General features: G+C 55.2%; 10 protein-coding genes and 1 pseudogene. 4 read left to right on the forward strand and 7 right to left on the reverse strand.

Going from position 1 to position 10677, the window contains the following annotated elements:
- Positions 1–7: 7 nt before the first annotated feature.
- Positions 8–1447: a PKD-like family lipoprotein gene (locus Q0510_RS02055; RefSeq protein WP_298707769.1), complete on the forward strand. Its 1440-nt coding sequence runs from the start codon at positions 8–10 to the stop codon at positions 1445–1447.
- Complete coding sequence (locus Q0510_RS02060; RefSeq protein ID WP_298707771.1) at positions 1447–3492, forward strand: redoxin domain-containing protein; 2046 nt, start codon at positions 1447–1449, stop codon at positions 3490–3492. The genes Q0510_RS02055 and Q0510_RS02060 overlap by 1 nt, the downstream gene beginning before the upstream one ends.
- A gap of 93 nt (positions 3493–3585) precedes the next feature.
- On the opposite strand, the gene Q0510_RS02065 is transcribed toward Q0510_RS02060, so the two are convergent.
- Positions 3586–5370: a hypothetical protein gene (locus Q0510_RS02065; protein WP_298707772.1), complete on the reverse strand. Its 1785-nt coding sequence runs from the start codon at positions 5368–5370 to the stop codon at positions 3586–3588.
- Positions 5371–5525: 155 nt separating this feature from the next.
- On the opposite strand from Q0510_RS02065, the gene Q0510_RS02070 reads away from it, so the two are divergent.
- A complete protein-coding gene (locus Q0510_RS02070; protein WP_298707774.1) occupies positions 5526–5939 on the forward strand; it encodes a 6-carboxytetrahydropterin synthase in 414 nt (137 codons plus the stop codon).
- Between the two features lie 28 nt (positions 5940–5967).
- Complete coding sequence (locus Q0510_RS02075; RefSeq protein ID WP_298707776.1) at positions 5968–6420, forward strand: Rrf2 family transcriptional regulator; 453 nt, start codon at positions 5968–5970, stop codon at positions 6418–6420.
- An 8-nt stretch (positions 6421–6428) separates the two neighbouring features.
- Here the strand turns inward: Q0510_RS02075 and Q0510_RS02080 are convergent, their stop codons facing one another.
- From Q0510_RS02080 to Q0510_RS02105, 6 genes and pseudogenes are all read right to left on the reverse strand, one after another.
- Positions 6429–7196: an ABC transporter permease subunit gene (locus Q0510_RS02080; protein WP_298707777.1), complete on the reverse strand. Its 768-nt coding sequence runs from the start codon at positions 7194–7196 to the stop codon at positions 6429–6431.
- The gene (locus tag Q0510_RS02085; RefSeq protein ID WP_298707779.1) at positions 7165–7902 is read right to left on the reverse strand and encodes an ABC transporter ATP-binding protein; all 738 of its coding nucleotides are present in this window, start codon (positions 7900–7902) and stop codon (positions 7165–7167) included. The genes Q0510_RS02080 and Q0510_RS02085 overlap by 32 nt, the downstream gene beginning before the upstream one ends.
- A complete protein-coding gene (locus Q0510_RS02090) occupies positions 7890–9119 on the reverse strand; it encodes a nitrous oxide reductase family maturation protein NosD (protein WP_298707780.1) in 1230 nt (409 codons plus the stop codon). The genes Q0510_RS02085 and Q0510_RS02090 overlap by 13 nt, the downstream gene beginning before the upstream one ends.
- Positions 9116–9529 carry a nitrous oxide reductase accessory protein NosL gene (locus Q0510_RS02095; RefSeq protein ID WP_298707782.1) on the reverse strand — a complete coding sequence of 138 codons (414 nt, stop codon included), beginning with the start codon at positions 9527–9529 and terminating at the stop codon, positions 9116–9118. Before Q0510_RS02095 ends, Q0510_RS02090 begins: the two co-directional genes overlap by 4 nt.
- Positions 9526–10113: a hypothetical protein gene (locus Q0510_RS02100; protein WP_298707784.1), complete on the reverse strand. Its 588-nt coding sequence runs from the start codon at positions 10111–10113 to the stop codon at positions 9526–9528. Before Q0510_RS02100 ends, Q0510_RS02095 begins: the two co-directional genes overlap by 4 nt.
- Before the next feature lie 57 nt (positions 10114–10170).
- A pseudogene (locus tag Q0510_RS02105) lies at positions 10171–10677 on the reverse strand (nitrous oxide reductase); the annotation flags it as partial.

The following is a 10677-nucleotide window of genomic DNA, read 5'->3' on the forward strand; positions in this document are numbered from 1 at the left end:
AAAGAACATGAAACAATATTTATCAGTTTGCCTTTTCGCCGCACTGGCCATTCTGTCGGGATGCTACAAGGATAAAGGCAACTATGACCTGCACGAAATCAACCAGCTCAGTTTCAAAACAACCTCGCCCGACACCCTGCGCGTCAAGCTGTTCAACCGGCTCGCCGTCAATATGGATGTGGAGCAATCTCAGTCGGCCGATGCCGCCAACCTGGAGTACAGCTGGCGCCTCTTTACCTGGCCCAACGCGGGAGCGGTTATTCCCCTCGGCAAAACGAAGAACCTCGATACCGCGGTTACATTCAATCCCGGCGTTTACAAGCTCGTTTTCGATGCAAAGGATAAAATCAGCGGCATAGTTTCCTTCAAGGAATTCATCGTGGACATTTCCAGCGATCTGAGCGAAGGATGGCTGCTGCTCGAAGATCTGGGCGGTGTGCAGGACCTTTCCCTGGTAACCGGCCTGAAAGATATTTACCGGGATATCTACCTGAAAGGGAACGGCGAGCGGCTTCCATCCGGAAGTCAGCAGGTGCGGATCATCAACACCTTCAGCAATCCGCAGGAAATTGTTGTATTCGGTAATAATAACGGACTGAGAATGAGTTACATCAACTTTCAGCGGCAATTCAATTATGCGGACCTGTTTTTTACCGCCCCTGCGGAGATAGCGCCGGAAGAAGTATACGCCAACAAGTTAGGCGTATCCGGGTTCATCGTGAATAAAGGCAAACTGCATTCGGTAGATTACGCTTACCAGGGCGAAAAGAAATATGGCGCCGCGAAGGAGGGAAACTGGGTAATCTCCCCGCAGGTGTTGCCAATGTTTGCCAGCGATAACACCATGTTGTTCGATACCCGGAATCAGCGCTTCCTCAAGCATACCAATGATAAAATCCAGACATTGGCCAGCGTGGAGGGTTCGCAGTTTGAACTGGATAATGTGGGTAAACAGCTGATTTACGCTGGCAGGAGCCTCAGTGATCACTTCAATTGCCTGATGAAGAACAATAACGATGACTCCCTGTTCATCTACCGGCTCAATCCCGAAGGAACGCTCATCGCGACGGATGTATTTGATGTGCTGGATGCGCCTGGCATGGGGCAGGCCAGTCATTATGCCTCCTCGGAGCTGTACATGCACATGTATTACAGCATTGGCAATAAAATCTACCTCCTGGATATCCCCGCGCAGAAAGCCCGCCTCCTGTATACTTTCCCGGCCGGCGAAACCATTTCCGCCATGCGGCTGAAACAGGCACAGGGGCTCATTTTGTATTGGCCGGATAATAACCGCGTGATGTCAGTCGCCACCTGGAACGGTACCAAGGGCAAATTCTACAAGTTCTCTATCGCCAATACCGGCGATTTTTCCGGTGGAACGTATGATGAAGCCTATGGTGGATTCGGAAAGATTCTCGATCTCTATTATAAATGGAAACAATAATGATGAAACGCATTGCTTTATCCCTGCTCCTCGCGGCTTCGACTACGGCCGCGACGGCGCAGAAGAAGGACAGGACCAACGATCCCTTTTATCCCGAATATGCGAAACTCACCCGCGAGAACGATACCGCGATGAACCGCCTCATGCGCGTCCTGACTGCCAATACGGAACGTATGGAAAAGGATACGGTGTTCAGGAAAGAGCAGTCGAAGGTGCTCTGGCGTATCAACGGTGAACGCAACAAGATCGACAAAGCCTTTGCCGCCGCGCATCCCGGCTCCATGATCAGTTTTGACTACGTGACACGCGGCATCCGTTCCGCCGACCCTGACACCATCGTTGCCGCCGTTGCGAAATTCGACAAGCGGGTGCAGGAAAGCCCCGAGGCTAAGGAACTCCTTGCAGAAGCCGAAAAAATGCGGACTGTAAGCATCGGCAAAATTGCCCCGGACTTCACCCTGCCCGATACGCTGGGGAAATCGGTAGCCCTCAAAGATTTCCGCGGCAAATATGTGCTGCTCGACTTCTGGGCATCCTGGTGCGGCCCCTGCCGCGCGGAAAACCCGCACGTAGTCGCGGCTTTCAATAAGTACAAGGATAAGAACTTTACCATCCTCGCCGTTTCCCTCGACAAAGAAGACGGCCGCGAAGCCTGGATGAAAGCAATCCATCAGGACAACCTCACCTGGACGCATGTGTCCGATCTCCAATACTGGAAGTCGGCCCCGGCAAAGCTCTACTTCGTACGCGGCATCCCGCAAAATTTCCTCATCGGCCCCGACGGAAAGATCCTCGCCAAAAATCTCCGCGGCGACAAACTGGCCGAAACACTCGAAAAATTCCTTCCTAAGGCGAACGCCACCGCCGCCCAACGCAACCGCCGGATGGACTCATTATTCCGCAAAGCCATCGCTGTGGCCAATGCCAACAACCTGGCGGAAGCCAAAACCCACTATGCAGAATTGTTCCAAATGTTCCCGGAAAGCGAGAATGATCCGCACGTAAACGCCTACGACATCGCCCGCGGCATGCTGGCCTATAACATGGTGAAGGAAAACGACCCGGAAGCCTTGAAAATGGCGCGCTCTATGAAAACGGTCTTTGCCGCCCGCCAAATGCACGGCTCCATCGGCCGCGCTTTGCAGGAGAATGGCCGCATAGCCGATGCGGAGGCTATTTTCAAAGAAGGACTGGCGCAAGCCAAACCGGCCGGCGGCAAAATGGATAGCATCTCTTACTACACCTACGCCGTGTATTATGCAGATTTGCTTTACAAAAACAAACGGGCGGCCGAAGCGCTGCCCTTCATCACGGAAGCTGAACAAGGCAAATTCCTGAAAGATGCTGAGAAGGAAATCCTCCTCGCCAACATCCTCATAGAAAATAAGGCATACGACCGCGCATTCCCGCTGCTCGACCGCCTCGTGAAAACCGGCCGCAGCAACGAACAAACCCGGGAGAACTTCAAAAAAGCCTGGAAAGCCACCGGCAAACCTGCGAAGGAGTATGATGCCTACATCGCGCAGCTGACAGACACGCTACGCAACAATACACTGGGTAAGATCGACAAACACGCCGTCAACTACCCGGCCGAGCCTTTCATCCTCAAAAACCTCAACGGCAAAACCGTCAGCCTCGCCAGCCTGAAAGGGAAAGTAGTGTTCCTCGATTTCTGGGCCACCTGGTGCGGCCCCTGCATACAGTCGTTCCCCGCCATGCAGGCCGCGGCCGACAAGTACAAGGGGAAAGTAGAATTCCTGTTCATCGATACCTGGGAAAAAACGAAGTCGCCGGATGAACGGATGGACAAAGTGAAGGCGTTTATCAAGAAGAACAAATACCGCTTCAATGTGCTGATGGACACGCCCATTCCCAATGACGAGAAAAATCAGTACGATGTGGTGCAACGCTATAAAGTAAAGGGCATCCCCGCCAAATTTATTATCGATCAGGAAGGAAATGTCCGTTACGCCTTCAGCGGCTTCAGCGGCAATTTCGATGAAACCCTGACCGAGATAGACCTGTTCCTCGAAAGCCTGTTATAATTCCACGTTTCAATTTGCTGTTAGAAAAGAAAGACCTTGCTGCTGATGCGGCAAGGTCTTTTTGCTTTAGGTATGGGATCATAGGACGGATAGTCATAGGGTAGTAACACACGCTGCGTCTTTCAGCGCTTCTATCTGTGATTCGGATTCGTTCAGCAATTGGCCAAACCGTTCGCCGGCAATAATCCCTGCTTCGTGCAGTTGCCGGTAGTAAGACACCCCTTTCCCCAGGTTCTCCCGGAAAGCTTCCAGCTGCTTCATCATTTTGTCGCCGGTGCATTGCTGCAGCTGCTCGGCCAGGTAAGCGATGTACAACCGCAGTTCGTTGATGAACATATGCGGGCGGTCGGTGCCCGACAGGAGGTTCCCGCGCCCGTAAATATGGTCGCACATCTCCTGCAGCGAAGCTTCGCGGTTAAAGAAAGCGATATTGGGGCCGGGGCATATCGTAACGGCGGATTGGTTTTTAACGAGGGTGGTGTTGTACAGCGCCGCCGCGGAATTGCTCAGTCCCGTGCAAAGGCACTCTTTGTCCAGAACCATCTTCAGCTGCGCCTGGTACTCGTTTCCCGGCAGCTGCGCTTTTTGCAGCTGGTCGATTTTCAGGCGCTGGTATTGAATGGAGGCGGTGCAAATGGGGCGCTCTGTGAATTCGGTGTTGAAAGACAGGTGTTTCTCCGTGCAGGGGCTGCCCGGCTTGCCTTCCCGGAACCGCCGCATGCGCTCTTCTTCGCCGCTGAGGCCTTTGAGATAATGGAAACGTACGCCCATGGGGGAGGAGTGGCTCAGCACCACATCGGTTGCCTTGGCTTTGGCGAGGTGCCCCAGCGTGTCCGCATCAACCGTAGTAGCTTCGGGAACGAGCAGGAACGGGGTGCCCCAGCCGGTCGTCGATAACTGGTAATATTCGCGCAGCATCTGGTGCTCTGCATGGCTGCCGATGCCGCCCTGCGCGGTGATCAGCAGGGGCGGAGCTTCGGCGGGAACAGGGGCGCCCCGTTTGCCGAGCGCGTCGGCATACAGCTGGAACAGCGCGGCCGTGAGGCCGGTTTTGCCGGTGCGGAATTCTTCGAGGATTGGCCCCATCAGCACCCCGTCCGTCGCGAAGGCATGGCCGCCGCAGTTCAGCCCCGATTCGATACGGAACTCACTTACCCAGATGCCTTTCTTGGCCAGGAACTTGCCCTGGATGAGGGCCGACCGGTAATCGCTTACTTTCACGATCACTTTCTTCTGCATGACGCCATTGGCATCCGCATCGAACTGCCGGCATTTTTCCAGGTAACTGTACAGCCTGGGGTTCATACCCGCCGAAAAAACGATGGATGAACCGGTGAGATCGCTGTTGGCGTAACCCCTCAGCGCCGCCACCGCGTCCGACCCGTCTTCGATCGGCTGCCCGTCGGGACCGTAATTATTCTTGTCGGTTTTGGTCATGATGTTGACGTCGATAGCGCCGGGGGTGATGAGGCTCCGCAGCTTGGCTTCGAGGGCGGCGCGCGCGTCGGCGCGGGTGGCGGCGTTGAACTGGTTGTACAGCAGTTTGACGTTGCTGTTGTCGGGCAGCATCTCGAAGTATTTCACGATCTCTGAACCCTTCTCGAACGCCGCCGTCCGCAGTTTTTCGACCTGCTCCTGCACGATGCGGTTTACGAGGTTGAGATAATCGGTGATGCGCCGGGCGCGGTAATCTTCTTCCTTGGAAGAAATCGGTTCGTAAGGCTCGTTGCGCTCGGTGTAATAATGCTTTCGCATCATCTCGATCAGGCGGTCTTCAATGATGGAAATGACGGAACTAATGCCGAAGCGGGCCACTTTAACCGGACTGTCGATCGTGTAGGCCAGCCCCATGACGGGGATGTGAAATTCGTGCACCATATTTTCGGATTGAGTAGGTAGGGCAGCGCGCTGGAAAGTTGGCGTATGCTGCTGAATATTGATTGCCTCGGTTGGCGGTGTAAAGATATTTAAAATAAGGATAAAAATATCCTTATTTAGTATCTTTGCGGAAATAAAAAATGAACATGATCCAGGTGACTAAAATCTTTCGGTTTGAGACGGCGCATGCATTACACGGCTATAACGGCGCCTGCCGGCATGTGCACGGGCATTCGTATCAACTGCATGTGACCGTGAGGGCGGAGGAGCCCGAAAGCTACTTCCCCGCGCCGGGTATCCTGATCGATTTCAAGGACCTGAAACGGATGGTGAACGAAGCGGTGGTGAACCGGCTCGACCATGCCCTGGTGGTTTCGTCTGCCTACCTGCAAGCCAATCCCGACCTGCCTTCGGAAGAAAATGTACTGGTGATGGACGCGGAGCCCTCGGCCGAAAATCTCCTCCTTTTTATCCGCAACGCCCTCCGCCCGCAACTCCCTTCCGGCATTTCCCTCGCCGCCCTGAAACTCTTTGAAACGGCGGATTCGTATGCGGAATGGGTTTTATGATTATTTTGCAGCCAAATCGAACGCCATTATGCTGTCCAAATCTGCGGAATATGCGCTCCGTGCCACCATCTACATCGCGTTGAAAGGCTCGGAAGACAATAAGCTCGGAATAGACGAAATCGCCACGGCGATCGATTCGCCGCAATCCTTCACGGCCAAGATCCTCCAGCTGCTCACCAAAAACAACAACGTTGTCAGCTCCGTGCGCGGCCCCAACGGCGGCTTCTACCTCACTGACGCCGCCCGGAAGCTCCCCGTGCGCGCCGTACTCGAAGCGGTAGGGGAAAACGGCGTCCTCACCAAATGCGTGCTCGGACTGAAAGAATGCTCCGAAACCCGGCCTTGCCCCATGCACGAACAATACCGCACCATCAAAGCCCAGCTCCGGCAGATGTTCGAAAAAACCACCATCCACGACCTCGCCGAAGAAACCCGGAAAGGGAAAATCGTCATCAACAACCGGCTCGTCAAAAAGAAGTGACCCGTCTCCTACAGGTCCTTCTTCTTAAAAATCCGCAACGCCAGCAGCAGCGGCGCCACGATCCAGATCAGCATGCAGCCCACCGCGAAAATGCTGCCCGACGACGATCCCAGGAACTCCTTGAACAAAGCCCCCGAGTATCCCATCAGCACCGCCACATCCAGCTGCAGCAACATCAGTATCCGCGCCAGGTCCACCGGGTTCAGCCCGATCATGGCCACCACGGCCTTATCGATCGGGTATTCGCTGAAGGCGAAAATGAAAGCCATCATCAACCCGTCAAACAGTAACGTAAAGAACAACGATACGATGATCGCCGCGCCGATCCCGCGGGTCTTGTCGCGCGAGAGCACGAAAATCAACAGCCCGATCGACGTGAATACAAACGTCAGCATCACCCCGCACAAAATCAGCACGAAAGACGCGCCCACCGGCAGCAAAATCATCAGCGGAACACCCACGCCCGCCACGAATGCGGCGGAAAGCGATAAGGCCATCCCCGCGTATTCAGACAACAGGATACCCGTCCGCTTCACCGGCTGCGACAACAGCAGCTCGATGAATTCCAGCGAGTTGAAGAAGTAAATGGCGGAAAACAACGTCGTGATCACCGGCACAAAAAGCAAGGTGATGTTCAGCAGGCTCAGCAGCCCCTTGGCGCTGTTGCCGTCGAGCCCCAGCAGGGTGAACGACAGCACCGCCAGCACGAGCGTGTACACAAGTATCGACCTGTTCTTCAGCAGGTCAAGAAATACATATTTGCTTACGGTCAGCATTTTTCAGAATGTTAGCGATGATTTTATTGAGTTTCGTTTCCCCGGTGCGCTCCTGCAGCTGCCCGATGCTCTCGTGGAACATCAGCTGGCCGTCCTGCAGGTAGATGATGTGGCTGGTCAGCCCGTCGAGGTCGCTGAGTACGTGCGAGGTGATCAGTACCAGCTTGCCCCGCGCGCATTCGGCGGCGATCTTGTCTTTCAGCAGCTCGTTGGCCACAGGGTCCAGGCCGGCGGTAGGCTCGTCGAGGATGTAAATGTCGGGGGAGAAGAGGAAGGCAATGCAGGCGCTTACTTTCTGGCGGGTACCGCCCGACAGTGTCCGCATCTTCTTGTGTTTGATCTTGTCCAGCCCGAAACTTACATACAATTCCTCGTCGTACTGCGTATGCTCCTTGCGGATATCTTTGATCATATGCAGCACCTGGTCGATGGTCATATTGTCGGGGTAACGGCCGATCTGCGGCATATACCCGATGTTGGCGCGGTAGGAGGGATGGTTGCGGATGAGCTGCCCGTTGATGGTGATGCTGCCCTTCTCGGGGATAACCAGTCCCAGTATCGATTTGATAAGCGTCGTCTTACCGGATCCGTTGGGGCCGAGGAGCGAAACGGCCTGCCCTTTTTCGAGGGTGAGGCCGATCCCGTCGAGCGCCCGGAACTTGCCGAAGGATTTGGTCAGTTTATCTATCCGGATCATAACTTCCATTTTTTCGTTTTAGGTGAATCATCCCGGAGCTGGTCGGGGATGATGGACGGCATGATTTTCTCCGCCTGGTCGATGATGTTGGTGAGGAAACTCCTGTAGAGGATCATGGTGGAAGGGATTCTTTCGGAAAGAATCGAATAGACACTCACGGGATGGTAGGGCACGTCGCCGGTGCCATCGCGGTTGAGGTCGTAGCCTTCGTATTTGTCCCAGTAGTTATCCCGCCAGGTGTTGAGCATGAGCGTGCCGTTGGTGGCCACGTCGAAGGAATTTTCGGTGAAATTGTTCGTTTCGATGGTGTTCCCCTCGCAGCTGGCCTGCACGCGCATGGCCCAGCCGTTGGCGTTGAAGGTGTTCCGGAGCACGTGTATCCGGTTGCTGCCTTCCATGAATATGCCGATGGTGTTGTGTGCAAAGTTGTTATGCTCGATCCGGCTGTCGGAGATGTCTTTCAGCAGGATGCCGTAAGAAGCGTCTCCCCAGTGCTCGCCGAAGGTATTGCCGGTCATGACCACTTTCTTGGAATACATCACCGCCACGCCGGCGCCGTTGTGCCGGAAAATGTTGCGGCTGTAGCCGTCGTTGTGGGAAAACATGAAGTGCAGCCCGTAGCGGACGTTGTTGGTGGAAATATTCCCGATGATGGCGGAGCCGGTGACGAACTCGAAGTAAATGCCGTCGCGGTGCCCCGAGATCTTGTTGTTCCGGATGAGCAGGGAGTCCGACTTCCAGGCGTGGACGCCGTTGCCGGCCTGCAGCTCGTCGGTAGCCGAGGAACGGATCTCGTTGTTCTCGATCACGCAGAACCTGCTGCCCTGGAGGTAGACGCCGTAGGTGGTGTTTAATACCCTGCAATTACTGACCGTTACGCGGGAAACGTTCTGGAGGCGGATGCCGGCCATGTCGACCATGCTGCTGCGCCCGGTGTTTTGTACGGTAATGCCTTGGATATTGACTTTGTCGGCGGATACGATGAGGATCTGGTATTTGTTTTCCCCGTCGAACACCGGGTAGTTTTCACCGATGATGGTAACGGGGGTGCGCACGACGATCTCGTGCTGTTTGTAGAGCCCTGGCGCCACGAGTATCGTGTCGCCGGGTTGCGCCCTGTCGAGCGCGTGCTGGAGGAGGCTGCCGGGACCGGTGCGGATCACCGCCGCCGAGAGCCCCGCGGGTACGAGGAGGAGAAATAATAATATGGTACGGATGCTGGTCATGGCAGGGATTCCCAGGTGAGCAAATCGAGCCCGAGACTGTCTTGCAGCGCTTTGGCGGCTGCCGCGTCCGCGAAAGCGGGGAGGTTGCCGGCCATGGGGCTCTTGAACGTTTCGTGGTGGAGGTACACCGCTTTGGTGGCGTCCAGCGGCTCGGCAGAATGGCCGGTATAGTCGTTGACGAAGAGCAGGCTGCCGCTGAGTTCGGCCGTGTAGGCTTTCAGGCAGGTGATGTCGTCGAACTTAAACACGCGGCCTTTTTCGTTCACGATCTCGGCGGCGAAACGCTTGTCCATAATGGTCATTTTGCAATGCGCGCAGGCGTCTTTACCATAATTGATCGGTTCATACTTCCTGCCGCAGGCGCTGGCCAGGAAAAGGAGCAGGGTCAGCGCCGGTAGGTACATCTTCATAAACCCATTTTTTTCGCGCGCCGCCATTCGTAGACAGACGCGCCGGTGAGCAATAAGGCAGCCGCCACGAAGAACCATCCGCCCACGTCGGGCTGCGACAGCGCTTCAAAGTTCAGCATTTTCTTGTACCCGATCAGCGGCGGTTGATACGCCATGCCGGGTACTTTGATGGGCGCCGTGGGGTCCAGGTTATGGCCGTAATCGTATTCCCATTTCCAGAAGTCGTACATCGATACCAGGGCGATCAGCAGCAGCAGGCCCGTCCAAATGTAGAAACCGATCCGCCGGTTCAGGAAGAACACCACCAGGCCCAGCGCACAGAAGATTCCCAGCGCGATGGGCATGTAGACGAACTCCTTGAAATCGTTTTTGTGGATGGTTTTCATGCCGATGTAGTGGTTCAGGCCGTTGATGATCTCCACGTCGCCTTTCACGTCGTTGATCCAGATATTCATGGAAATCCCTTCGGGGTACTGCGGCGCGGCGAGGTCGATCCGCCACATGGGCGTGAACCAGAGCGTGATGATGCAGGCGATGGCTGCAAAAATGCTCACTTTCGCGAATGCGCTTAGTTTTCTGTTCATAACTGGTAGTAAAGAAGGCAGCACGTCCCGTAAGACGTACTGCCTCAGGTGTTTAAATTATTTGGCGGTGGTGTCGGCGCCGGCTCCGGGAGCCGTATCACCGATGCCCCATTTCAGCGGCACGTTGCTGCCTTTTGGAGAAACTCTCATGTAACCCTGCATTTCCTGGTGCAGCGCCGAGCAGAAGTCGGTGCAGTAGAAGGGATAGATGCCGGTTTGCTTGGGCGTGAATTTCAGGGTGGCGGTTTCGCCCGGCATGATCAGCAGTTCCGCGGTGGGAGCGTGTTTGATGGCAAAGCCGTGGGGGATGTCCCAGTCCTGTTCCAGGTTGGTGACGTGGAAGTACACATCATCGCCCACCTGGATGCCTTCGATATTGTCAGGAGCAAGGTGGGAACGGATCGCAGTCATATAAACGTGCACTTCGTTGCCTTTGCGCTCCACTCGCGTGGCTTTCTCGCCTGCCGCCACGTAAGGGTGCTTGTTTTTGGCGATGTCAAAGAACTTGACGCTCTGGTCCTTGATCTTCTCTGCCGGGATGGCCTGTGCGTAGTGGGGCTCGCC

It is taken from the genome of uncultured Chitinophaga sp., from assembly GCF_937874145.1.
Lineage (GTDB): Bacteria > Bacteroidota > Bacteroidia > Chitinophagales > Chitinophagaceae > Chitinophaga.

Coding starts and splice junctions, on each gene's coding strand:
- Q0510_RS02055 (WP_298707769.1), top strand. CDS start 8: ATGAAACAATATTTATCAGTTTGCCTTTTCGCCGCACTGGCCATTCTG.
- Q0510_RS02060 (WP_298707771.1), top strand. CDS start 1,447: ATGATGAAACGCATTGCTTTATCCCTGCTCCTCGCGGCTTCGACTACG.
- Q0510_RS02065 (WP_298707772.1), bottom strand. CDS start 5,370: ATGGTGCACGAATTTCACATCCCCGTCATGGGGCTGGCCTACACGATC.
- Q0510_RS02075 (WP_298707776.1), top strand. CDS start 5,968: ATGCTGTCCAAATCTGCGGAATATGCGCTCCGTGCCACCATCTACATC.
- Q0510_RS02080 (WP_298707777.1), bottom strand. CDS start 7,196: ATGCTGACCGTAAGCAAATATGTATTTCTTGACCTGCTGAAGAACAGG.
- Q0510_RS02085 (WP_298707779.1), bottom strand. CDS start 7,902: ATGGAAGTTATGATCCGGATAGATAAACTGACCAAATCCTTCGGCAAG.
- Q0510_RS02090 (WP_298707780.1), bottom strand. CDS start 9,119: ATGACCAGCATCCGTACCATATTATTATTTCTCCTCCTCGTACCCGCG.
- Q0510_RS02095 (WP_298707782.1), bottom strand. CDS start 9,529: ATGAAGATGTACCTACCGGCGCTGACCCTGCTCCTTTTCCTGGCCAGC.
- Q0510_RS02100 (WP_298707784.1), bottom strand. CDS start 10,113: ATGAACAGAAAACTAAGCGCATTCGCGAAAGTGAGCATTTTTGCAGCC.